This window comes from Janthinobacterium sp. SUN073 (assembly GCF_030397665.1).
GTDB lineage: Bacteria > Pseudomonadota > Gammaproteobacteria > Burkholderiales > Burkholderiaceae_D > Janthinobacterium.
Window position 1 is genome coordinate 285,761 of record NZ_JAPUBT010000001.1, and the last position, 22,974, is coordinate 308,734.

The following is a 22,974-nucleotide window of genomic DNA, read 5'->3' on the forward strand; positions in this document are numbered from 1 at the left end:
TCCGCCTTGCGGCGGATTGTGTCCAGCAGCTTACTCGAATGGGTGGCGCAGCACGATCGTTTCTTCACGATCGGGACCGGTCGAAACCATGTCCACCGGTACGCCGACCAGTTCTTCGATGCGCTTGATGTAAGCGCGCGCCGTCGCCGGCAAGGCCGCCAGCGATTTCGCGCCGACCGTGCTTTCCGTCCAGCCTGGCATTTCTTCGTACACCGGTACGCAACGTGCGGCTTCTTCAGCGCCCGATGGGAAGATGTCCGTCGCCACGCCGTCGATGGTGTAGCCGGTGCACAGTTTCAGCGTTTCGATACCGTCCAGTACGTCCAGCTTGGTCAGGCACATGCCCGTCACACCGTTGATCTGCACGGAGCGGCGCAGCAAGGCGGCGTCGAACCAGCCGCAGCGGCGGGCACGGCCCGTCACGGTGCCGAATTCATGGCCGACTTGCGCCAGGTGGTGGCCGACGCCCGCATCCGTTGGCAGTTCCGAAGGGAACGGACCGGAACCGACGCGCGTCGTGTAAGCCTTGGTGATGCCCATGATGTAGTGCAGCATGCCAGGACCGACACCCGAACCGGCGGCGGCATTGCCGGCCACGCAATTCGACGAGGTGACGAACGGATAGGTGCCGTGGTCGACGTCAAGCAGGGAACCCTGCGCGCCTTCGAACAGCAGGTTCGCGCCGGCCTTGTGCGCCTTGTACAACGCGCTCGACACGTCGGTGACCATCGGACGCAGACGCGGCACATAGGCCAGCGCGTCGTCGAGGGTCTTCTGATAGTCGACTTTCGGCGCCTTCAGATAGTTTTCCAGCACGAAGTTGTGGTAATCGAGGTTTTCCGCCAGCTTTTCAGCGAAGCGCTTCTCGTTCAGCAGGTCGGCGATACGGATCGCGCGGCGTGCCACTTTGTCTTCATAGGCCGGGCCGATGCCCTTGCCGGTGGTACCGATCTTCGCATCGCCACGCTTGGCTTCACGCGCCAGGTCGATCGCGGTGTGGTACGGCAGGATCACGGGCGCCGCGTCCGACACTTTCAGGCGCGAGGCGACTTCGACGCCCACAGCTTCGAGCTTGTCGATTTCGCGCAGCACGTCCGGCACGGAAACGACCACGCCGTTACCGATGTAGCAGGCGACGCCTGGACGCATGATGCCCGACGGGATCAGTTGCAGCGCGGTCTTGACGCCGCCGATGACCAGCGTGTGGCCTGCATTGTGGCCGCCCTGGAAGCGCACCACACCCTGGGCGTGATCGGTCAACCAATCGACGATCTTGCCTTTACCCTCATCGCCCCATTGGGTGCCGATGACAACGACGTTCTTTGCCATAATTTTCTTTGACATCACTCAACCTAAGTTTTTAAGAATCCAGCTACTACCATTATCGGCAAGTACCAGCACGCGATCGCACTCGAACTCGTCTTGTTCATTACTGTGACCCGGCATACTTTGGATCACGACCTCGCCCGCCTTGCGCAACTCGGCGATTTTTTCCTTCAATTCTGGCGCGCTGCCCCACGGCGCGCGGATCGAATGCTTCCGTTCCGCGGTCGGCAACAGGCGCGCCAGTTCGCGCAAATCGAGCGAGAAGCCGGTCGCGGGACGTGCCCGGCCGAACGCTTCGCCGACGTGGTCATAACGGCCGCCGCGCGCAACCGCGTTCGGCAAGCCAGGTACATACAGCGCAAACATCGCGCCGCTTTCATATTGGTAGCCGCGCAGGTCGGCCAGATCGATCGCCACTTCGGCGCGGCCCAGCGCCTTAGTTTCCACAGTCGCGGCCAGCGCGGCCAGCTCGGCCAGCGCCTTCAGCACGCCAGGCAGCGGCGGCAGCACTGCGCGCGCACGCGCCAGCACGTCGATGTCGCCGTACAAGTTCGGCAAGGCCAGCAGAGCATCGCGGGTGACGGCATCGTAGGATGCGGTCAGGGCGCGCAGGCCCGGCGCATCTTTCGCGCGCAGCAAGGTGTACAGCGCAGCCTCGTCGCGCACGGCAGCGGCGTCTTGCGCAATGATAGCGCGCAACAGGCCGACGTGCGACAAATCCAGGCGGACAGAGTCGAAACCGGCCAGTGCCAGCGAAGCGAGCGCCAGTTCCTGGATTTCGGCATCCGCTTCCAGGCCGGCGTGGCCATAAATTTCGGCGCCGATCTGCAGCGGTTCGCGGGTGGCGTGCAGACCCGACGGACGGGTATGCAGCACGCTGCCGGCATAGCACAGGCGGGTCACGGTGGCACGGTTCAGCAGGTGCGCGTCGATGCGCGCCACCTGCGTCGTCATGTCGGCACGCAGGCCGAGCATGCGGCCCGACAGCTGGTCGACCAGTTTAAAGGTGCGCAGGTCGGTATCCTTGCCAGCGCCGGTCATCAGCGATTCCAGATACTCGAGCAGCGGCGGCATCACCAGTTCATATCCGTACAAACGGAAATTATCCAGCATGAGGCGGCGCAGCTCTTCGATCTTGCGCGCTTCCGACGGCAGAACATCGGCAATATTTTCGGGCAAAAGCCAATTCGGCATGAGGGAGCGAGATACGGAAGAAAGTTGAAAAAATGCATCATGCGAGGCAGCGGCGAGCGCGCCAGGCAAGAGGCCGAACCTGATATTTTACGCGAAAACACGGGCCTTTAGGGACAAGTTCTCCGAATAGCTGCCACACAGCCCTAAAAACACCGCATTTTACGCCTTCCCGCAACAGCTTGGCGGGCACAAAAAAACGGGGCCGGCGTCAATGCCGGCCCCGCTGCTGCTGCCACCCGTCCTTGCGGCCAGGTGCAGTGTTGATGCTGCCTTACTTCCTGGACGGAGCGGCCGTGCCGTTACCCTTGAAGTACTTGAAGAATTCCGAACTCGGATCGACCACCATCACGTCGCCCTTGTCCTTGAACGTGGCGCGGTAGGCTTCCAGGCTACGGTAAAACTTGTAGAACTCCGGATTCCGGCCAAACGCTTCCGCATACACCTGCGATGCCTTGGCATCGCCCTCGCCGCGGATCTTCTCGGCTTCGCGATAAGCTTCGGCCAGGATCACCGTGCGCTGCTTGTCGGCGTCGGCGCGGATTTTCTCGGAGTCGGCCGAACCGGTCGAACGCAGCTCGTTGGCCACGCGCACGCGCTCGGACTTCATGCGCTCATACACCGAGTTGTTGATCTGCTCGACGTAATCGACGCGTTTCAGGCGCACGTCGACGATGCCCACGCCGATGGCTTCGGCCTCGGCCGCCACCTTGGCCTTGATCGCCTGCATCACCTTGCCGCGCTCGCCAGAGATCACTTCGCGCACCGTGCGCTTGGTGATTTCATCGTTCAGGGCGGCCTTGACGATTTGCGACATGCGGTTGCGGGCGCGGCTTTCATCGCCGCCGAAGCTGCGGAAATAGGTCTTCGGATTGACGATGCGCCACTTCACATACGCGTCAACGAGGATGTTCTTCTTCTCGGCCGTGATGAAGCGCTCCGGCTCCGGCGTATCGAGCGTCAGGATCCGCTTGTCCAGGTAGATGACGTTCTGGAACGGCGGCGGCAGCTTGAAGTACAAGCCTGGCTTGCTGATCTCGTCCTTGACTTCACCGAGGGCGAAGACGATGGCGTATTTACGCTGATCGACGACAAACACCGTCGAGGACAAGAGCATGATCGCGATAAAGCCCGCGATCAGGGCGGCAACGATACGGTTCATTAGCGGCTCTCCCGTTCACGCGAAGAGCGGCTGTCGCGACGCTGGTTGACTTCTACTGTCTGCATGGCTTCCTGTGGCATTACGGTATTGGCGGCGGGTGCGGCCGCTGCGGCGCGCGCTGCCGCGGCCGAGGCGTCCGACGCCGCCTGCTGGGCGATCAACTTGTCGAGCGGCAGATACAGCAGATTGCTGCCCGTCTTGGCGTCAACCATGACCTTGCTGGCACTGCTGAACACTTGCTGCATCGTTTCCAGGTACATGCGGTCGCGCGTGACGGCCGGCGCCTTCTGGTACTCGACCAGCACCTGCTTGAAGCGCGACGCATTACCTTCGGAGTTCTCGGTCACCATGGCACGGTAGGCCTCGGCTTCCTGCACCAGGCGGAATGCTGCGCCGCGTGCTTTCGGAATGACGTCATTGGCGTAGGCCTGACCTTCATTCTTCTGGCGCTCACGGTCCTGGCCTGCCTTGACGGCATCGTCGAAGGCGGCTTGCACCTGCTCCGGCGGCTGCACCGCCTGCATCGTCACGTTGTTGATCAACACGCCAGCCTTGTAATCTTCAAGAATCTGCTGCATCAATTTTTGCGTGTCGAAGGCCACTTTTTCACGGCCCTCATACAGCACGAAGTCCATCTTGCTGCGGCCGACCACTTCGCGGATCGCCGTCTCGGCGACCTGGCGCAAGGTGTCTTCCTGGTCACGCAGGCTGAACAGCCATTCCACCGGATCTTTCAAGGTGTACTGCACCGCGAACTGGATGTCGATGATGTTTTCATCGTCCGTCAGCATCAGCGACTCGCTGGCCTGCTTGTTGCGCAGCGACGTGCGATAACCCACTTCCACCGTGCGCACCTGCGACACGTTGACGGTTTCATCGGTCTGGAACGGATACGGCCAGCGCCAGTTGAGACCGGCCGGCGCCGTGCGCGTGTATTGGCCAAACGTCAGCACCACGCCGCTCTGGCCCTCTTGCACGATGAAGGCGCCGCTGGCGAGCCAGATGAAGACGGCGATCACGCCGACCACGCCGGCGGTGATGCCGGCGCCCTTCATGTCAGGACGCGGGCCGCTGCCGCCACCGTTGTTGCCGCCGTTGTCGGGACGGTTCTTCTGTCCGAAAAAGGCGTTCAGGCGCTGATTGAAATCGCGCCACAACTGATCGAGGTCCGGCGGACCTTCGCCGGGCTTTTTGCCTTCTTGGGCTTTCTTGCCGTCGTCCTTGCGATTGCCCCAGCGGGGATCGTTCAGGGACAACTTCAAGCCTGTTTTTTTGAGTAGGGAGACAAGCATAACTATCGTGTTCCGACTTGGGAGTGGGTGGAAATCGTATCGTCCTCGCCAGGCTCTTCGTCCTGGTCCGGGGCGGCGCCATCGTGCTGGTCGTACTGACCGTCCAACTGATCTTCCTGCGGTGCTGCGTCGTTCTGATACAGGTGTGCCGAACCAGGCGCCTTCCTGGCCATTTCGACTATCGCATCGCGCAGCAGGTCAAGCCCGCTGCCCTTCTGCGCACTGACGAAGACGCGACTGATCGTAGCATATTCGTCGCGCTCCACCGAAGGCTCCAGCCCGGCCGCGTCGATCTTGTTCCACACGAGGATTTGCGGAATGTGATCGGCGCCAATCTCTTTCAAGACCAGATTGACCTGTTCGATCTGCTCCATGCGTACCGGCGACGCGGCGTCGACGACGTGCAACAGCAAATCGGCATGGATGGTTTCTTCGAGCGTGGCGCGGAAAGCGGCCACCAGTTGATGCGGCAATTCGCGCACGAAGCCGACCGTGTCGGAGATCACCACATTGCCCACTTCCTGGCCCAGGTAAACCCGGCGCGAGGTGGTGTCGAGGGTGGCGAACAACTGGTCAGCGACATACACGCCGGCCTTGGTCACAGCATTGAACAGGGTCGACTTGCCGGCATTGGTATAGCCGACCAGGGACACCGAGAATGTGTGATTGCGGCCGCGCGCGCGGCGCTGCGTTTCGCGTTGCTTGTGCAGCTTTTCCAGGCGCGCGCGCAAGGCCTTGACACGGTCGCCGATCAGCCGGCGGTCGGTCTCGAGCTGCGTCTCGCCGGGACCGCGCAAGCCGATACCGCCCTTTTGCCGCTCAAGGTGGGTCCAGCCGCGGATCAGGCGCGTGGCCAGATGCTGCAACTGGGCCAGCTCGACTTGCAGCTTGCCCTCGTGGCTCTTGGCGCGCTGCGCGAAGATGTCGAGGATCAGGCTGGTACGGTCGAGCACCCGCACATTCAGGCGCTTTTCCAGATTGCGCTGCTGTGCCGGCGAAAGGGCATGGTTGAAGATGACGATTTCCAGGCCATCGTTGACGACGATGTCGCCAATTTCATCGGCCTTGCCGCTACCGACGAAATACGCCGAATCGGGACTGGAACGCTTGGCCGTGATGGTGGAAATCGGGTCCGCGCCAGCCGAACGCGACAACAGCATGAGTTCTTCCATGCTGGCGGCGAAGTCGCTGTGACCGAAGTCAACCCCGACTAGTACGGCGCGCATGATGGCATCAGACAAGTTGCGGCGGACGCCGACGCCGATGCAAACGCATCAGCGCCGCTGGCGCGGACGGGGGCGATGGAGGGTGAAAGGCGCTGGGCCTTCAAGCTCAACGCTTTACTCCGCTTCAGATTCAATATTGAGATTGACGGCACGGGCCGGCACCACTGTCGAGATGGCATGCTTGTACACCATCTGTGTCACCGTATTGCGCAGCAATACGACATATTGATCGAACGATTCGATATGGCCTTGCAATTTAATGCCATTGACCAGGTAGATCGAGACAGGAACATGCTCTTTGCGTAATGCATTGAGGAATGGGTCTTGTAACAGTTGCCCTTTGTTGCTCATAACAGCTCCGTTGTTTATGTTGTTGTGTAAGAATTGGAGGCGACTCGCTTGATTTCAAGTGCTCTCACACCTTTCAAAGAAAGAAAGATGCGTCATAGCTACTGTAACCTGTTTTCGCGATCGCTGTCGCGCATGGCGCATTAACACTTTATTATTTCCGTGCAAACAGCCATGAATGGTTGTCGGCGCCGCATTATCTCCGCGGCGCCTTAATATGCACTTAATCCAGCGCTGAACTCATTACTTGCTCGGCGTGCGTGCAAACGGGTTTTTACCCGTGCGCAATTCGATGCGCAGCGGCGTGCCGACCAAGGCAAACGTATCGCGGAAATGTTTTTCCAGATAGCGCTTGTACGGATCGCCGACGGCGTCGAGCGCATTGCCGTGAATCACGATCACCGGCGGGTTCATGCCGCCCTGGTGGGCGTAGCGCAGCTTCGGACGGATCGAGCCCTTGCGGCGCGGCTCCTGCTTCTCCACGGCCTCGATCAGGGCGCGCGTCAGCTTCGGCGTCGACAGGTCGCACATGGCGGCTGCATACGCGGCGTTGAGCGACTTCATCAATGGACCGATGTTGGTGCCCTTCAGCGCCGAAATGAAATGCATCTGCGCGAACGACAGGAAATCGAGCTTGCGGTCGATATCGATCTTGATCTCGTCGCGTTCGTGCGATTGCAAGCCATCCCATTTGTTCACGGCCACCACCAGCGCGCGGCCCGATTCCAGGATGAAGCCGGCGATATGCGCGTCTTGCTCGGAAATATCCTGCTGCGCGTCGAGCATCAGCACCACCACGTTGGCTTCGGAAATCGACTGCAGGGTTTTCACCACCGAGAATTTCTCGATCGCTTCAAATACCTTGCCGCGGCGGCGGATACCGGCCGTGTCGATCAGCGTGTATTGCTGGCCATCGCGCTCGAACGGAATTTCGATCGAATCGCGCGTCGTGCCCGGCATGTCGAAGGCGATCACGCGCTCTTCACCCAGCAGCGTGTTGATCAAGGTCGACTTGCCCACGTTCGGACGACCGACGAGGGCGATCTTGATGCCGCGGTCGGTCTTTTCCAGCTCTTCAGGCTCATCCGGACGCTGCGCGAACGCCAGGTCCAGCATCACTTCGACGAGGTCGTTGACGCCGTCACCGTGCGCCGACGAAATCGCATACGGATCGCCCATGCCCAATTCATAGAATTCGGACACGACGGCCGTGTAGCGCATACCTTCGCTTTTGTTGACAACCAACAAGACCGGGCGACCGCTCTTGCGCAGGAAGTCGACGATGGTCTTGTCATGCGGGGTCAGGCCTTGACGGCCGTCCACGATGAACACCACCACATCGGCCTCGGCCACGGCCTGCTTGGTCTGCAGTGCCATCTGGTGCATGATGCCTTCCTTGGCGACGGGCTCGAAACCACCCGTATCGATGACCAGGAAGGGACGTTCGCCGACACGGCCTTCGCCATAGTGACGATCGCGCGTCAACCCAGGCAAATCCGCCACCAGCGCATCGCGCGAGCGGGTCAGACGATTGAATAAAGTCGATTTCCCAACATTGGGTCGACCTACTAGTGCAATTACCGGCTTCATTGTATTACTCGACCGCGAGAGCGGTCACTGTCCCTGATTGGGTTTGAAAAATCAAATTCGAACCGGCAACAACGGGAGCCGAAACAATCGGGCTACCATCGGTGCTGACACGACCTATTAATGCGCCATCTTCCCGTGACAGGAAGTGGATATAACCTTGATAGTCACCGACGGCGACGCTGCGGCCGAAAGAGGCCGGCGTCGACAGGCGGCGGCGCGCCAGCGCCTCATTCTTCCAGGCGCTCTGGCCGCCTTCGCGGCTGAACGCCACCACGGCGCCCTGGCCGTCGGCGGCAAAGACGAAACGCTGGTCGACGGCCACGCCCACATCGGACGAGAACGGCTTGGTCCAGCGCGGCACGCCCGTGGCGGCATCGAAGCAGCCTGCCTTGCCCTGGTACGTGACGGCGCATACTTCACCCTCGAACACCACCGGCGTGCCGGCGATGTCGGAGACGCGCTCCAGTTCGGTGGCGCCGCGCGGTTCGCTGACGACGATCTCCCAGCGTACCACACCGGTGGCCGCCGTCAGTGCCAGCAGCTTGCCGCCCGGCTGGGCTACATAGACATTCGCGCCGCCCAGCACCATGCCCGGCGCATTGCGCAGGGTCAGTGCCGGCGTGGCGCGCTGCACCGTCCACTTGCGCTCGCCCGTCTTGGCATCGAAGCCGACGATGCGGTTGTCCACGCTGCGCACCACGACCACGCCCTGCCCCACGACGGGCGCCGTCAATACTTCGCTGGACGCCTGTGCCTTCCACAGCTGCTTGCCATCGGCGTCAAACGCCAGCACGACGCCCTTGGCGGCGCCCACGGCCACCACGCTGCCATCGCTGCCGGCGCTCGACGTGATGTCGCTGCCGGCCTTGACGCGCCAGGTTTCACGGCCGCTGGCCGCATCCAGGCGGGCCAGCGCGCCATCGGCATTGACCACGTACAGGCTGTTGCCGGCCAGCGCAGGCGTAAACGCGTACACGCCGGCCTTGCCGATCGAATACTTCCAGGCGTCGCGCACGGCGATGCTCGATTTTAACTCGACCAGCTTGGCCGGTTCGACTTTCGGGTCTTTCGAGGCGAACGGGTTCCAGGACGAGCAACCGGCCATCAGGGCCAACAGACTTGCAGCTACCAGCTTTTCAGTGACACGCATAAGTGTTATCCAACCTTTTTCTTGTACTTGTAAGGGCAAGGCAGGCGGCGCACAACGCCGCGCGGCCGCACCATCAGTGTTCCTGTCAGGCGGCGGCCTTGTCAGCCTTGGCCTTGTCTTCCGGCACCGTACCGCCGATCGCTTCCAGTTTGACCTGGATCAGTTGACGGCCTGGATTGTTCTTGTCCGTCGCGGCTATCGCGGCCAGGTAGGCCGTGCGCGCATCGGCCAGCTTGTTTTGCGCCACCAGGATGTCGCCCTTGCGGTCCGCCACGGCGCCGGCAAATTGCGCCACGGAAGCCGTCGCCAGCACTTTCAACGCTTCATCGTAGGCTTTTTCGTCCAGCAGGACACCGGCCAGACGCAGCTTGGCGATGGCCTTGTACTCTTCAGTGCCGTGCTCGGCTACCCATTGCAGCTGGGTCTTGGCCGTTTTCAGGTCATTCGCGTCGAACGCCACCTTGGCCGCGGCCAGGGCGCTCATCTGCGCATACGCCGTGCCGCCGAAACGCGACTGCATGTCGCCGGCCGCGCGCATCACCTTGGCCGTGTCTTTGGCGGCGATGGCGTTTTGCAATTCGTCGTACAGCTGGCCCGCTTGCGCAGCCTGCGTGCGCTGGTAGTACTGCCAGCCAGCCCAGCCGCTATAGCCTGCCAGCGCCACGATCAGGACCCAGGAGGTCAGATTGCCATTGCGCTGCCACCAGGCCTTCAGGGTTGCCAGTTGTTCTTGTTCTTCGTGATCGTATGCCATGGGTCGTCAGTTTTAATGAGTAGTTGATCGAGGGTAGTACGGTCTTACTTCAAATCAATGGTGGTGATGCACATGGCCGCCAGGACCGTGGTCGTGGCCGCAATCGTGGTCGCCGATGATCTGGTCCACCACGTAATCGACGACATCGTCGAACGGCACCGTGCTCTGCTGCGCGCCGGCATCGGCTTCGCGCATGGCTTTCACCGTGGCGACGTTATTGGCGATTTCATCGTCGCCCATGATCACGGCAAACGCCGCGCCGCTGGCATCGGCCTTTTTCATTTGCGTCTTGAAGCTGCCGCCACCGTTGCTCGCTGCGCAATGTAGCACAACGTCGAGGCCCGCATCACGAATCCGCTCGGCCAGCACGAAGGCTTGCAAGCCCGCCTGCTCGCCCTGGTGCACCAGATACACGTCGCACTGGGCCGGGGCTTCCGGCTCGGCCGCATCCTTCATCAGCAGCACCAGGCGTTCGACGCCCATGCCGAAACCGACGGCCGGCGTTGATTTGCCACCGAACATTTCCACCATGCCGTCATAGCGGCCACCGGCGCACACCGTGCCTTGCGCGCCCAGCTTGTCGCTGACCCACTCGAACACCGTGCGGTTGTAGTAATCGAGGCCGCGCACCAGGCGTGGATTGATGGTGAACGGGATATTGTTGTGGTTCAAGATCTTCTGCACGCCGTGGAAATGGGCCAGCGATTCCTCGCCCAGGTAATCGAGCAGCTTCGGCGCGCCATTGACCAGGTCCTGCATGGCAGGATTCTTGGTGTCGAGGATGCGCAGCGGATTGCTGTGCAGGCGGCGCTTGGCTTCTTCGTCGAGCAGCTCGCTGTGGCTTTCCAGGTAGGCGATCAGGTCGGCGCGGTGGCGCAGGCGCTCGTCCGCGTCGCCGATCGAGTTCAGTTCCAGGCGGATGCCTTCCAGGCCCAGGTCATCCCACAGGCGGCGCGACAGCATGATGATCTCGGCGTCGATATCCGGGCCCGTGAAGCCGATGGCTTCCACGCCGAACTGGTGGAACTGGCGGTAGCGGCCCTTTTGCGGGCGCTCGTGGCGGAACATCTGGCCCTTGTACCACAGGCGTTTCGGGCCTTCGTAGACGAGGTTGTGTTCGACCACGGCGCGCACCACGCCGGCCGTGCCTTCAGGACGCAGGGTCAGGTTGTCGCCGTTCATCGAATCGGTGAACGAGTACATTTCCTTTTCCACGATATCGGTCACGGCGCCGATGGCGCGCGCGAACAATTTCGTTTCTTCCACGATCGGCGTGCGGATCTGCTGGAAGCCATAGCTTTGCAGCACGGATTGCGCCGTATTTTCAAACAACTCCCACAGCGGGGCGTCGGCGGGCAGCACGTCATTCATGCCTTTCACGCCTGTAATTTTTTCTGCTTTTTTATTTTCGGACATAGTGTTCTTCTTTACTTTTTTATCGGATCAGGCTCAGACGGCAACCGTGTTTCCATAGTGACTCTGTACATACTTCAAGACGATGTCCTGGAATTCCTCGACGATGCGTTCGCCGCGCAGGGTGATGACTTTTTCGCCGTCCACAAACACGGGCGCGGCCGGCGACTCGCCCGTGCCGGGCAGGCTGATGCCGATGTTGGCATGCTTCGATTCGCCGGGACCGTTGACGATGCAGCCCATGACGGCCACGTTCATCGCTTCCACGCCCGGATACGATTTCTTCCACTCCGGCATCTGCTCGCGCAAATACGTCTGGATGTTGTCGGCCAGTTCCTGGAAGGTGGTCGACGTCGTGCGCCCGCAGCCCGGGCAGGCGATCACCATGGGCGCGAACTTGCGCAAGCCCATGGTTTGCAAAATTTCCTGGCCGACGATCACTTCGCGCGTGCGGTCGCCGCCCGGTTCGGGCGTGAGCGAAATGCGGATGGTGTCGCCGATGCCCTCTTGCAGCAGCACGGCCAGGGCCGCAGTGGACGCCACGATGCCCTTGCTGCCCATGCCCGCTTCCGTCAAGCCCAGGTGCAGCGGATAGTCGCAGCGCTGCGCCAGTTCGCGGTACACGGCGATCAGGTCTTGCACGCCAGAAACCTTGCACGACAAGATGATCTTGTCGCGCCCCAGGCCCAGCTCTTCGGCGCGCACGGCGTTTTCAATCGCCGACGTCACCAGCGCTTCATACATGACGGCTTGCGCCGGCCATGGGTCGGCGCGGCCCGCGTTTTCATCCATGATGCGCGCAAGTAAGGCTTGATCCAGGCTGCCCCAGTTCACACCGATGCGCACTGGCTTGTCGTACTTGCAAGCCGCTTCGATCATTTGCGCAAATTGCGTGTCGCGCTTGGCGCCCTTGCCCACGTTGCCCGGATTGATGCGGTACTTCGACAGCGCGCGCGCGCAATCGGGGTAATCGTTGAGCAGGGTATGGCCGTTATAGTGAAAATCGCCCACCAGCGGCACGTCGATGTCCATCTTGTCGAGCTGCTCGCGGATATACGGCACGGCGGCGGCCGCTTCCGGACGGTCCACCGTCAGGCGCACCAGTTCCGAACCGGCACGCGCCAGCTCCTTGATCTGGATCGCCGTGCCGATGGCGTCGGCCGTATCCGTGTTCGTCATCGACTGCACCACCACGGGGGCGTCGCCGCCCACCCAGATCTGGCGCTGGCCGTGCGCGATCAGCACCTTGCGGCTGTCGCGGCGGCCGGAAGGACCGGAGCCGATCGCTGTTTTCGAGGTAGCCATAATATTATCTTCTGAGTTTGCTTGAACGATTACTGCAATTATTTGATGCTGACACGGGAAATCGTGCCACCGGCAACGGTCGGCAACTCCAGCTTGGCACCGCGCAAGGTTGCCTGCACGGCACCCGGCTTGCCCACCACCAGGGTGGCCGGTCCCGCGATATCGAACGTTTCCGTGCTGCCTGCCTTGACCATGCGCGAAATCAGCGGCGTGCTGCCTGGACGGCGGATTTCCACCCAGGAATCTTGCTCCACCTTCAACACCAGCGTATTCGCGCCCACGGCAGCGGCGGCAGCGGGCGGCGTAACGGCGGCCGTGGCCGCTGGCGTTACTGCTGGCGTCGTTGCCGGAGCCACTGCTGGCGGCACGGCGGCGACCGGCGTCGACGCGGCGTTGGCGGCAGGCGCGCCCGTCTGCGTATCGTTGCCTGGCGGCGGCGGCACGGAAATCAGCGGCACGGACGGCGACTGCACGGGCGTCAAGTCCTGGCCCGGCTTGATCAGCGTCGTTTCCACGGGGCCCACGTCCGCATGCGCGGTTTCTTTCTCCGCGTGCGAAGACAGCAGGCTGGCCGGCACATAGCCGAGCTTATACGCGCCAAAGGCGGCGGCCACGACGACGGCCACGGCGCCGGCGATCCAGAGGGGAGTCTGGTTCGACGAGCGCTGCGTCATCGACGGGAAGCGCGATTCGGAAAACGTGGCGGAAATTTCACGCCGCACGGGCGCGACAGCCGGGTCTTGCGCCGGCGCCGGATGCACTTCGATCATGGCTACCAGCGGCGCCGCGTCGAGCTTGACCACCTTGGCGTAGGCGCGCACGAAACCGCGCACCACGGCCAGGTTCGGCAAGGCCGCCATGTCGCCCTCTTCCAGCGCGATCACCTGGCGCGTCGCCAGCTTGAGCTGGTCGGCCACCTGCTCCACCGGCCAGCCCAGCGCTTCGCGCTGTGCCTTCAACTGTGCGCCTGCCAACGCAAGATTGCCCTGGGGCTGCTGCTGAGGCGTTTCTGCCCACTCTGAATTCATTGGTATCCCTGTCTCACTCATCAAACGCCCCATTTTGATAAGCAGCATATTCGGGGGAGCCGGAATGGTGGTTGCGCAAATGCGCCCCCAGGCCAGCTTCCGCACCCGCATCCCCGAGCTTATGCTGCACCTTGATCCCGAGCCACAGCACATCGGCCGCCTGGCTCTCCATTGTCGCTACTTTACCGAGCCGCTCAAGGTAATGAGCCGCTTGCCGGTAGTCTTGCTGTTGGTAATACACGCGCACCAGACCGGCATACGTGATTGCCGCGCCAGGTGCGATGCGCTCCGCCTTGAGCCAGTAGCTGGCGGCGCGCGGGTAATCTTGCATGATCAGGCTGCACGCCGCCGCATTATGCAGCGCCAGTTCAGGCGTGCCATAGGCGACATCTTGCAATGCAGCATCAAAATACGTCAACGACTGCGCCGCTCGCCCGGTCTGGCACAGAAACAGGCCATAATTATTGCTCAACTCGGGATTGTGGGGCGCCAGGCGCAATGCGTAAAGAAAATCTTTTTCAGCAGCCACAGGTTGGCGCAGGGCAGCATAAATCAGGGCGCGCATGCCGCGTACCTGGGCGTTGTCCGGCAGCAGCTGCACCGCCTGCTCTGCCTCGGCCAACGCCACCACAAACTGGTCTTGCATATAATAGGCGCTGGCCAGCTGCAAGCGCAAGGCGGCGCGCTGCTCGACCGATGCGGCTTGCTGCTTGTCCGCGGTGGAAGCACAGCCGGCCAGCAGCACGCCCAGGCTGACAACAGCCGCGGCAAGTGCGCCAGGATAAGCCATGCTTCCCCGCATCAGGAGCGGATCTCCACGATCTTGCCGAAATTGGCACCGAATTTCTGTTGATACTCGGTCATCTTTTCCATGCGTTCCTGCACCCGCGTGCGATCCTTGACTTCGCCGGCCAGCTGGCCGCAGGCCGCATCGATATCGTCGCCGCGCGTCTTGCGCACGGTGGTGATGATGCCGCCATCCATCAGCACCTGGGCAAACGCCTTGATGCGCGGGTTTTTCGAGCGGAACAGGCCCGACTCGGGAAACGGATTGAACGGGATCAGGTTGAACTTGCAGTTCACGCCGAACTCACGGTCTTGCACCAGCGCCAGCAGTTCGTGCGCGTGCTCGTCGCTGTCGTTGACGCCATCGAGCATGCAGTATTCGAAGGTAATGAAATCGCGTGGGGCGAATTCCAGGTAGCGCTTGCAGGCCGCCATCAATTCCTTCAGCGGGTATTTCTTGTTCAGTGGAATCAAACCATCGCGCAAGGCATCGTTCGAGGCGTGCAGCGAGACGGCCAGGGCCACCGGCACTTCCTGCGACAGCTTGTCCATCATCGGTACGACGCCCGAGGTCGACAAGGTCACGCGGCGGCGCGACAAGCCGTAGGCATTATCGTCGAGCATCAATTTCAGGGCCGTGACGGTCGGTTCAAAATTCAGCAGGGGCTCGCCCATGCCCATCATCACCACGTTGGTGATCTGGCGCTCGCCTTTCGGGCCAGGCTCAATGCCCTTGGTGCGGCGCAATTCAAATTCCGCCATCCACAGCTGGCCGATGATTTCGCCAACGCTGAGGTTGCGGTTGAAGCCCTGCTTGCCCGTCGAGCAGAAGCGGCAGTTCACGGCGCAGCCGGCCTGGGTCGAGATGCACAGGGTGCCGCGGTTTTCTTCCGGAATGAACACGGTTTCCACGGCATTGCCATTGCCCACGTCGACCAGCCACTTGCGCGTGCCGTCCGTCGACGTGTGGTCGCTGATGATGGCCGGGGCGCGCACTTCGGCGCGCGTGGCCAGCTTGTCACGCAGCGACTTGGCCAGGTCCGTCATGGCGTCGAAATCGGAAGCGCCGAACTGGTGTATCCAACGTTGCAATTGTTTCGCACGAAACGGTTTCTCTCCCAACTCGGCGCAATAGGCGATGAGTTGCGCGGGATCGAGGTCCAGCAAGTTGGTGAGGGTCGTCGTATTCATGATCATGTCTATTCTAAAAATCCGTCCCCGCGCGCATCCGGAGCGAAAACTCCACAGCGCAGCGGGAACAGGGGGTGATAAGTTATTTCACAGATAACGCCAGGAAATAACGTTATCTAAGGCAATTAAGCCTTCAGTTCTGGGAAGAAGTAAGCGATTTCCACTTTAGCAGCTTCGACAGCGTCGGAACCGTGTACGGCGTTGGCGTCGATCGAATCGGCGAAATCGGCGCGGATCGTGCCTTTTTCTGCTTTCTTCGGATCGGTCGCGCCCATCAGGTCACGGTGGGCCAGAACGGCGTTTTCGCCTTCCAGGGCTTGGATCATGACGGGACCGGAAACCATGAAGTCGACCAGATCTTTGAAGAAGCCGCGTTCTTTGTGCGCTGCGTAGAAGCCTTCAGCTTGTTCGCGCGACAGTTGGGTCATGCGTGCTGCAACGATTTTCAGGCCAGCGTTTTCAAAACGGGTGTAGATTTGACCGATTACGTTTTTTGCAACTGCGTCTGGTTTGATGATCGACAGGGTGCGTTCGATTGCCATGTGTGAAAACTCCAATAAAAAGTAAGGTTTAAAACGGTAAATTGATAACTCAATCAACCTTTGATTTTACCATACTCCACCCCACATCACCCAGACAGACAGGGGGCATGCTTCCCTGCCGCTTGAGTTTAATGAAATCTTAAGCTGCTTTTTTGGCAAATTCCGGCCCTCATGCTATCCTTGGGTAAAGCAGTAATTTGAATTGACAACACGGAGGCACTATGAATCAGAACATGCAACGCACCTTTGACCTGTCGGGGGGCATGCAGCAAGTCCGCCATCAGGTCTTGCGCAACACTTACTGGCTGCTGGCACTGTCCATGATACCGACCGTGCTGGGCGCCTTCATCGGCGTGCAAATGCACTTGCCGATGCTGACCGGCGGCATGGGTTTCATCATCTTCATGGCCGTCGCATTCGGCTTCATGTACGCGATTGAGAAAACCAAGAACTCGGGCCTGGGCGTTGCCGTCCTGCTGGGCTTTACCTTCTTCATGGGCCTGATGCTCACGCCTATTCTGACGCGCACGCTCGGCTACTCGAACGGCGGCATGCTGATCATGACAGCGTTCGGCGGCACGGCCACCATCCTGGCCGTGATGGCGACGATCGCCACGGTGTCGAAGCGCGACTTCTCGGCCATGGGCAAATGGCTGTTCGCCGGCGTGATCGTGCTGATCCTGGCATCGGTGGCGAACATCTTCCTGGGCCTGTCGGCACTGTCGATCGTGATCTCCATGGTCGCCATCGCCATCTTCTCGGCCTACATCCTGTATGACGTGCAGCAAATCATCAACGGCGGCGAGACCAACTACATCTCGGCCACCCTGCGCATCTACCTGGACGTGTACAACATCTTCACCAGCCTGTTGTCGCTCTTAGGTTTCGCTGGCGGCAGCCGCGACTAAGCGCTAGCGAAAAAACGCCCAGGGCGGCGTTGCAGTGCCTCGCCGTACTAGTCGTACTGTCTTCGGCACCGCGCCTTGCCCTGAACGTTTTGTGCGCTGCGCTTATGCGCTAGGATATGAAAATAAAAGCCGACCCTCGGGTCGGCTTTTTTACGTCTGCCGTATCTACTTGCTCTTCTCCGCCACCTCGCGCAGGCAGGCGCGGGCGCGGTCCAGGGTCGGGTTGTCGCGCTGGGCCGCATACACGGCGTAGGCCGAATGCGAGAATTCGGGCACGTCGCGCACGCGGTGCAAGAGGCCCGCATCGAGGTAAGGTTGCGCGCTGCCGATGCGAAAGTAACTGGCGCCACCCACTTCCAGCAGGTACACGAGGGCCAGCGGCCCCAGCGAAATCGAGATGGGCGGGCTGCTCAGCTCCGGATACGTCGCCTGGTGGTTGGCCGCGAAGCTGGGCCCCCAGTCCACATACACATACGTATCGGCATGCATCTGCCCGTCGGCGCGCGTGGTCACCATCACCAGCTTTTCCTCGGCCAGCAATTCGCTGGCCAGGCCCGGGCGCTGCGGCGGGTTGTACAGCACGGCCAGGTCGAGCGAGCCGTCATGCACGGCGTCGAGCAGGCGCGCAGGACTGTCGACTTCCGCGCGCAAGGCGATCTCGGGGCAATCGCGGCTCATGCGTATCAGCCAGTCGCCAAGCAGCGGCTGCCACAGGCTCAGTTCGCAGCCAATGCTGACGGCGTCGTCGCGCCCCGGCGGCAAGGCCACCTGGTGGCGCGCCCGCTCCCATACCTGCACCAGCGTGGCCGCATGGCGCATGAAGCGCTCGCCGGCCGAGGTCAGGCGGGCGCCCGCCTTGTTGCGCACGAAAAGCTGGCGTCCCAACTGCTGTTCCAGCGTGCGGATGCGGGCGCTGACGGCAGTTTGCGTCACGTGCATGCGTTCGGCCGCCATAATGAAGCTGCCGCAGGAAGCCACTTCGAGGAAGGTACGCGCTTGATTGATATCCATCAATCCATGATATCAGCTGCCGCACGTCTCAACTGACACGCTCGTAGCCGCCCAGCACGCCCTGCTTCGACAAGACCCATTGCCACAGCTGCAAGTCGCGCGCGCGGAAGGCACCGGCGCAGGACAGCAAATAGTATGACCACATGCGGTGGAAGCGCTCGCCCAGCTGGGCGGAAAAACGCGGCCAGGCCTGCTCGAAATTGGCGTGCCAGGCCATCAGGGTCTTGTCGTAATCGGCGCCGAAGTTATGCAAGTCTTCAGCGACAAACAGATCGTCCATGGCGTCGCCGATCTGGCCGATCGACGGCAAGTCGCCATTCGGGAAGATGTATTTGTCGATCCACGGGTCGCACGCGGATTGCCGCTTGTTCTTGCCGATCGTGTGCAGCAGGAACAGGCCGTCGTCTTCCAGGCAGCGGTGCGCCACTTCCATGAAGGTACGGTGATTTTTATGCCCCACGTGCTCGAACATGCCGATGCTGACGATGCGGTCGAACTTTTCATCGGTGTCGCGGTAATCCTGCAGGCGGAAGTCCAGCTTGCCTCCGCCCGGCATGCCGCGCGCATACGCGACCTGCTCTTGCGAGATGGTCACGCCCACGCACTGCACCTGGTATTTTTCCGCCGCATAGCGCATGAAACTGCCCCAGCCGCAGCCGATGTCGAGCACGCGCATGCCCGGCTCCAGCCTGAGCTTGCGGCAGATCAGATCGAGCTTGGCTTCCTGCGCCTCGGCCAGGTTGGCCGCATCCTTCCAGTAGCCGCAGGTATAGGTCATGCGCGGATCGAGCATGGCCGCATAGAAGGCGTTGCCCAGGTCATAGTGTTCCTTGCCCACCATCCACGCGCGGCGTTCCGTCTGCAAGTTGAACAGGCGCGCAGTCAGCGCGTGGAAGAGCAGGCGCATCGGGCGCACGTCGTCGGCCACCCTGGCGCGCAACAGATGGCAAAAGAATTCGTCGAGCTGGCTCGCATCCCAGTCGCCATCCATGTACGCTTCGCCCAGGCCCAGGTTGCCGCTGGCGAAGGCCCGTTCCGGCACGCCCGGTTTGCGCAACTGCATGTCCCAGGCGGCGCGGCCATTCAGGTGGATGTCGGCCCTGGCCAGCAATTCGGCCGCTTCGCGGGTCAGCCGCGTGTCGAGCTGGAGTTCAGTACTACCTGCTGGTGCTTGCTGTAATTGTGTCATTTGCTGCGTGTTCATGCCCTGCCGCCTCCAGATGGTTGTCGGTGCTGGCGCGCCGGCACGTCCACTCAGAGGCCCGGCGGCGCACCAGCAATAAAATTATCTACCCCTCATCCGCATCTGGATAATGAAACATCATGGCCATTCATATCAAAATAATTGCTGCAAAATGATTTCAATAAATTATTTTATGGAAATATCTTATACAATATACCTACCGTAGAATGAAAAAAGCCGCCCGTAAGGCGGCTGTTCGCGGCAAGTAAGACCCACAATCAAAAGTCGTGATTCGGCGGATACTTGCTGTAAAAATCGTTATCCCATTTGAAGTTGGTAAACGCCACCGTCATCGATATGTCCAGCGCTTCGACAAAATGCCAGCAGCCGACGGGCAAAAACAGGATTTCGCCCGGAGCCAGCACGCATTCGCGCACCTGCACGTCGGCCATCAGCGGATAGCGCCGCAGGTCGATATCGCGCCCGTCGACGGGGGTAAAACAGTGGCGCTGGTTGTACACGCGCGCCACTTCGCAGGCGGCCATGATCCGCAGCCGCTTGCGCCCTTTTACCTGCGCCATGAAGTTGTTCGTCAAGTCGTGGTGGAACGGCGTCACGGTGCCGGCCGGACCAAACCATAAGAATCCCGTGGGGCCATCATCCTGCTTCAGGTATTCGGGCAGCTGGCCGATATCGCCCCACAGCTCGCGCAGCGCCTGCCGGTTTTGCGAATTGTTGTTCGCCGTCATATAGAAATCGTTGGTCGTGCCGCTGCTCTCGACCAGGCTGGCGTATTCGCCAAAGGCCATCTTGCGCTTGTGCGCCACGCTGTTCATTTCGTACTGGGCATCCGCTTCGCGGCCGAACTGTACTTCCACTTCGCGCTGCGCGTAGTGTTCACGAAAATAGGCCGAACTCCATTTTCGGATCGCCGGCCAGTCATCCAGCATGCCCGTGATGATCACGGGCTGATTGGTGGAATAGTATTCTTCCAGAAACGCTTGCGCCGTCAATTTGTCGCGGCGCGGTATCTCGGGCGAACGCATCTGGTTCAGCTTGCGCTGGATGTCGATCACCCAGTCGCGCTTGGCCAGCCGGTTCGACAGGCGCACGGCGCCGGCAAGATACGGGCTATGCAACGCCAGTTCGATTTCTCGGCGCGCCAGCGGCTCCGCGATGCCGGCCTGTTGCAGCACCGGCATCAGCGCCGACGGATGGCTGCCCAGCATGAGGTTTTCCGCGATCCAGCTGCGCCACTCGCGGCTCAGCTCCGGGTCTTGCTTCTGCTCCAGCTGTTTTGCTCCCAATGTCGATACGGCCGCCATTATCTGTCTCCTTTTTATATGCATCAGCGGCCGGACAGCATGCACCGTCCGGCCGCACCCTACCCTAACGACGCATTACCGTACTTTCCACACCTCCGTCGCCAGCACGCCATTCGCGTCGCCATCGAGTTCCCACGAGAACGCGCCGCGCAAGCCCTGGTCCTTCACGTACTTCACCTTGGTGCCGATGACGGTCGGGTCGTCATAGCTCCACCACTGGCCACCCGCGCCCGTGTACAGGTACAGCTGCCTGGTCACGGGATGGTAATAGCGCGTGCCGGTCTTGGCGACGAGGATTTTATAGTCCTCGATGCCCGACTCGTAGGTGCCTGGCGCCGTGCCCGTGGCCACCTGGTACAGGCCATCGCCGTTCGGTCCTGGCGCCACGCCCGTCCAGCCGCGGCCATAGAACGGGATGCCCAGCAACAGCTTGTCGCGCGGCACGCCGGCGGCAATCATGTACTGCACCGCCTTGTCACCCACGTATTCGCGCGCCATGCCCGTCGATGGATCGGCAGGGTCGGCAAACAACTGGGCATTGAAGTTGGTGCTGTTTTCCCATCCGCCGTGGAAGTCGTAGGTCATCAGGTTGATCCAATCCATATACTGCGAGTACAGGGCCGGTTCCGTGTTGTCGATCTTGTCCTTGCCGGCACCGACGGCCGCCGTCAACAGGTAGCGCTTGCCATTGGCGGCACCGAGCGCATCGAGCTGGCTGCGGAATTCCGCCATCAACAAGGTGAAGTTGCGCTTGTCGTTGGGGCTGACCGTGTTGTATGGCTGGCCGCCGCCGACCGGGTATTCCCAGTCGATGTCGATGCCATCAAAGATGTTGGCCGCCGCGCCCGCGCCACCGCGCCCGCCCTGCACCGGCAAGTTGCCCTTGATGTAGATATCGATGCAGGAACGCACCATCTGCTTGCGCAGCGCGTCCGTGGCCGAGCCGACGGAGAAATTCTTCGACCAGCTCCAGCCGCCCAGCGAGATGAACAACTTGAGGTTCGGGTGCGCCGCCTTCAGCTTTTTCAGCTGCAGGAAGTTGCCCGACAATGGAGCGTCCCACGGGATGGCCTGGCCATCGACGGTGCGCTTCGGCGTGCGGATGTAGTCGGCCTCGGCATCGCCGCCCGTACCCGCGTCCGGCGAATTCGGATTCGTCGCGCCCGGTTCCGTCTTGGTGATCATGGCGCATTCGTAGCCGCCATTTTTCGGATAGATGTTGCCGAAAGCGTAGTTGATGAAGGTCAGCTTGTCGGCCACGCCGCTGGAATGCACGTTCGCCACCTCATAGTCGCGGCCATACACGCCCCACTGTGCGAAGTACGACCCCACTTCGCGGCCCGTTGGGGTCGGCGTTGGCGTCGGGGTCGGCGTCGGGGTCGGTGTCGGTGTCGGTGTCGGTGTCGGTGTCGGCGTCGGGGTCGGTGTCGGCGTTGGCGTGGTGCTGCAGATCTCCAGGCTGGTCCATGGCTTGCCCGTGCCGGCGCCGCCGCTGCTGGTCGACGGGTTGTCGCCCTGCGTCCAGTAGTTGGCGCGGTAATTCGTGCCGCCGTAGCTGACGGTGGCGCCCGCGCTGTAAGCCGTGCCGGCCACCCATGCCAGCGCGCAGGTGCCGCCGGCAGGCGTTGGTGTCGGCGTCGGCGTGGGTGTCGGGGTTGGATTCGGTGTCGGTGTCGGTGTCGGTGTCGGTGTCGGCGTCGGGGTTGGCGTGGGAGTCGGTGTCGGTGTCGGGGTCGGCGTGGTGCCGCCGTCGCACGTGCCGCCCGCGCTCCACAGGCTAGGCGTGGAAACGGGGTTCCAGCCCGAGCCCACGTGGTCGGTCTGCGTCACCAGGGCCGTGTAATTGGCTCCCAGGTATGTGACCACCGTGCCCGCGTTATAGGTGCCACCCTCTTGCCATGGCACGCAGGCGACCACCGTGCTGGCCGCCAGCAATTGCGAGCCGCCCGGTGCGCTGGCGTCGCCACCGCCACCGCATGCCGCCAGCACGCCACCACTGGCCAGACATACCATCATGTTCCTGATTGTTTTTTTGAGTATTAAATTTTCCACGCTGTCTCCTGTTCAGGTTTGCGGAAATACCACTCTGTTTCAATAAAAAGCTACCCTGTGATTTTGTTTTTTGCAGTTGCAAGAACAGCATGCTGCTGAAAAAATAGGCGGTCAAGTGGTTTTGAAGTGGCCTCAAAGTGTGCAATACCACTTCGCGCAAAAAACGCGGCGGCCCAGGCGAACGGCGTGTT

20 protein-coding genes are annotated in these 22,974 nt (G+C 61.4%); 1 reads left to right on the forward strand and 19 read right to left on the reverse strand.

Annotated elements, in window-relative coordinates; all coding sequences use genetic code 11:
* Positions 1–30 precede the first annotated feature (30 nt).
* The 15 genes from O0882_RS01450 to ndk form a co-directional block, all read right to left on the reverse strand.
* Entirely contained in the window at positions 31–1,344 is a 1,314-nt protein-coding gene (locus tag O0882_RS01450) for an adenylosuccinate synthase (RefSeq protein WP_034752021.1), read from the reverse strand.
* A gap of 3 nt (positions 1,345–1,347) precedes the next feature.
* On the reverse strand, positions 1,348–2,520 hold the full coding sequence (locus tag O0882_RS01455) for an ATP phosphoribosyltransferase regulatory subunit (RefSeq protein WP_289944758.1): 1,173 nt from the start codon (positions 2,518–2,520) through the stop codon (positions 1,348–1,350).
* A gap of 271 nt (positions 2,521–2,791) precedes the next feature.
* Positions 2,792–3,679, reverse strand: a complete 888-nt coding sequence (hflC, locus tag O0882_RS01460) for a protease modulator HflC (RefSeq protein WP_058051202.1) — start codon at positions 3,677–3,679, stop codon at positions 2,792–2,794.
* Positions 3,679–4,971, reverse strand: a complete 1,293-nt coding sequence (gene hflK / locus O0882_RS01465) for an FtsH protease activity modulator HflK (RefSeq protein WP_289944764.1) — start codon at positions 4,969–4,971, stop codon at positions 3,679–3,681. Before hflK ends, hflC begins: the two co-directional genes overlap by 1 nt.
* A 2-nt stretch (positions 4,972–4,973) precedes the next feature.
* Complete coding sequence (gene hflX, locus O0882_RS01470) at positions 4,974–6,197, reverse strand: GTPase HflX (protein WP_289944766.1); 1,224 nt, start codon at positions 6,195–6,197, stop codon at positions 4,974–4,976.
* Between the two features lie 114 nt (positions 6,198–6,311).
* Positions 6,312–6,548 (reverse strand): RNA chaperone Hfq, encoded by a 237-nt coding sequence (gene hfq / locus O0882_RS01475; RefSeq protein ID WP_008450615.1) that lies wholly within the window; start codon positions 6,546–6,548, stop codon positions 6,312–6,314.
* 240 nt (positions 6,549–6,788) lie between these two features.
* Positions 6,789–8,135 (reverse strand): ribosome biogenesis GTPase Der, encoded by a 1,347-nt coding sequence (gene der / locus O0882_RS01480; protein WP_034752028.1) that lies wholly within the window; start codon positions 8,133–8,135, stop codon positions 6,789–6,791.
* A gap of 4 nt (positions 8,136–8,139) precedes the next feature.
* Positions 8,140–9,285, reverse strand: a complete 1,146-nt coding sequence (gene bamB, locus O0882_RS01485) for an outer membrane protein assembly factor BamB (RefSeq protein WP_289944769.1) — start codon at positions 9,283–9,285, stop codon at positions 8,140–8,142.
* Between the two features lie 85 nt (positions 9,286–9,370).
* Positions 9,371–10,039: a tetratricopeptide repeat protein gene (locus O0882_RS01490; protein ID WP_100873866.1), complete on the reverse strand. Its 669-nt coding sequence runs from the start codon at positions 10,037–10,039 to the stop codon at positions 9,371–9,373.
* A 54-nt stretch (positions 10,040–10,093) separates the two neighbouring features.
* Positions 10,094–11,455, reverse strand: a complete 1,362-nt coding sequence (hisS, locus tag O0882_RS01495; protein ID WP_071076279.1) for a histidine--tRNA ligase — start codon at positions 11,453–11,455, stop codon at positions 10,094–10,096.
* 33 nt (positions 11,456–11,488) lie between these two features.
* Positions 11,489–12,757 carry a flavodoxin-dependent (E)-4-hydroxy-3-methylbut-2-enyl-diphosphate synthase gene (ispG, locus tag O0882_RS01500; protein WP_289944776.1) on the reverse strand — a complete coding sequence of 423 codons (1,269 nt, stop codon included), beginning with the start codon at positions 12,755–12,757 and terminating at the stop codon, positions 11,489–11,491.
* Positions 12,758–12,795: 38 nt separating this feature from the next.
* Positions 12,796–13,716, reverse strand: a complete 921-nt coding sequence (locus tag O0882_RS01505; RefSeq protein ID WP_354670237.1) for a helix-turn-helix domain-containing protein — start codon at positions 13,714–13,716, stop codon at positions 12,796–12,798.
* Positions 13,717–13,798: 82 nt separating this feature from the next.
* A complete protein-coding gene (gene pilW / locus O0882_RS01510) occupies positions 13,799–14,587 on the reverse strand; it encodes a type IV pilus biogenesis/stability protein PilW (RefSeq protein WP_354670238.1) in 789 nt (262 codons plus the stop codon).
* On the reverse strand, positions 14,587–15,762 hold the full coding sequence (gene rlmN, locus O0882_RS01515) for a 23S rRNA (adenine(2503)-C(2))-methyltransferase RlmN (protein WP_071076956.1): 1,176 nt from the start codon (positions 15,760–15,762) through the stop codon (positions 14,587–14,589). Before rlmN ends, pilW begins: the two co-directional genes overlap by 1 nt.
* 125 nt (positions 15,763–15,887) lie before the next feature.
* Positions 15,888–16,304, reverse strand: coding sequence for a nucleoside-diphosphate kinase (gene ndk, locus O0882_RS01520; protein WP_070223377.1), 417 nt, complete (start codon positions 16,302–16,304; stop codon positions 15,888–15,890).
* A gap of 221 nt (positions 16,305–16,525) precedes the next feature.
* Between ndk and O0882_RS01525 the strand changes: the two genes are divergently transcribed.
* The gene (locus O0882_RS01525; protein WP_034752039.1) at positions 16,526–17,212 is read left to right on the forward strand and encodes a Bax inhibitor-1/YccA family protein; all 687 of its coding nucleotides are present in this window, start codon (positions 16,526–16,528) and stop codon (positions 17,210–17,212) included.
* Positions 17,213–17,377: 165 nt separating this feature from the next.
* On the opposite strand, the gene O0882_RS01530 is transcribed toward O0882_RS01525, so the two are convergent.
* The 4 genes from O0882_RS01530 to O0882_RS01545 all read right to left on the reverse strand — a co-directional run bounded on the left by O0882_RS01530 (position 17,378) and on the right by O0882_RS01545 (position 22,747).
* On the reverse strand, positions 17,378–18,223 hold the full coding sequence (locus O0882_RS01530; protein WP_289944783.1) for a LysR family transcriptional regulator: 846 nt from the start codon (positions 18,221–18,223) through the stop codon (positions 17,378–17,380).
* 28 nt (positions 18,224–18,251) lie between these two features.
* Complete coding sequence (gene cfa / locus O0882_RS01535) at positions 18,252–19,427, reverse strand: cyclopropane fatty acyl phospholipid synthase (protein ID WP_289944785.1); 1,176 nt, start codon at positions 19,425–19,427, stop codon at positions 18,252–18,254.
* Between the two features lie 257 nt (positions 19,428–19,684).
* Complete coding sequence (locus tag O0882_RS01540) at positions 19,685–20,731, reverse strand: cupin-like domain-containing protein (protein ID WP_289944788.1); 1,047 nt, start codon at positions 20,729–20,731, stop codon at positions 19,685–19,687.
* Between the two features lie 75 nt (positions 20,732–20,806).
* Entirely contained in the window at positions 20,807–22,747 is a 1,941-nt protein-coding gene (locus O0882_RS01545; RefSeq protein ID WP_289944790.1) for a glycosyl hydrolase family 18 protein, read from the reverse strand.
* Positions 22,748–22,974 lie beyond the last annotated feature (227 nt).

Bases quoted from the DNA above. Each gene is read 5' to 3' on its own strand.
- ispG (WP_289944776.1), bottom strand. From the start codon at position 12,757: ATGGCTACCTCGAAAACAGCGATCGGCTCCGGTCCTTCCGGCCGCCGC.
- O0882_RS01545 (WP_289944790.1), bottom strand. From the start codon at position 22,747: ATGATGGTATGTCTGGCCAGTGGTGGCGTGCTGGCGGCATGCGGTGGC.
- O0882_RS01530 (WP_289944783.1), bottom strand. From the start codon at position 18,223: ATGGATATCAATCAAGCGCGTACCTTCCTCGAAGTGGCTTCCTGCGGC.
- O0882_RS01525 (WP_034752039.1), top strand. From the start codon at position 16,526: ATGAATCAGAACATGCAACGCACCTTTGACCTGTCGGGGGGCATGCAG.
- hflX (WP_289944766.1), bottom strand. From the start codon at position 6,197: ATGCGCGCCGTACTAGTCGGGGTTGACTTCGGTCACAGCGACTTCGCC.
- hflC (WP_058051202.1), bottom strand. From the start codon at position 3,679: ATGAACCGTATCGTTGCCGCCCTGATCGCGGGCTTTATCGCGATCATG.
- O0882_RS01540 (WP_289944788.1), bottom strand. From the start codon at position 20,731: ATGGCGGCCGTATCGACATTGGGAGCAAAACAGCTGGAGCAGAAGCAA.
- cfa (WP_289944785.1), bottom strand. From the start codon at position 19,427: ATGAACACGCAGCAAATGACACAATTACAGCAAGCACCAGCAGGTAGT.
- O0882_RS01455 (WP_289944758.1), bottom strand. From the start codon at position 2,520: ATGCCGAATTGGCTTTTGCCCGAAAATATTGCCGATGTTCTGCCGTCG.
- bamB (WP_289944769.1), bottom strand. From the start codon at position 9,285: ATGCGTGTCACTGAAAAGCTGGTAGCTGCAAGTCTGTTGGCCCTGATG.
- hflK (WP_289944764.1), bottom strand. From the start codon at position 4,971: ATGCTTGTCTCCCTACTCAAAAAAACAGGCTTGAAGTTGTCCCTGAAC.
- ndk (WP_070223377.1), bottom strand. From the start codon at position 16,304: ATGGCAATCGAACGCACCCTGTCGATCATCAAACCAGACGCAGTTGCA.
- rlmN (WP_071076956.1), bottom strand. From the start codon at position 15,762: ATGAATACGACGACCCTCACCAACTTGCTGGACCTCGATCCCGCGCAA.
- pilW (WP_354670238.1), bottom strand. From the start codon at position 14,587: ATGCGGGGAAGCATGGCTTATCCTGGCGCACTTGCCGCGGCTGTTGTC.
- O0882_RS01450 (WP_034752021.1), bottom strand. From the start codon at position 1,344: ATGTCAAAGAAAATTATGGCAAAGAACGTCGTTGTCATCGGCACCCAA.
- der (WP_034752028.1), bottom strand. From the start codon at position 8,135: ATGAAGCCGGTAATTGCACTAGTAGGTCGACCCAATGTTGGGAAATCG.
- hisS (WP_071076279.1), bottom strand. From the start codon at position 11,455: ATGTCCGAAAATAAAAAAGCAGAAAAAATTACAGGCGTGAAAGGCATG.
- O0882_RS01490 (WP_100873866.1), bottom strand. From the start codon at position 10,039: ATGGCATACGATCACGAAGAACAAGAACAACTGGCAACCCTGAAGGCC.
- hfq (WP_008450615.1), bottom strand. From the start codon at position 6,548: ATGAGCAACAAAGGGCAACTGTTACAAGACCCATTCCTCAATGCATTA.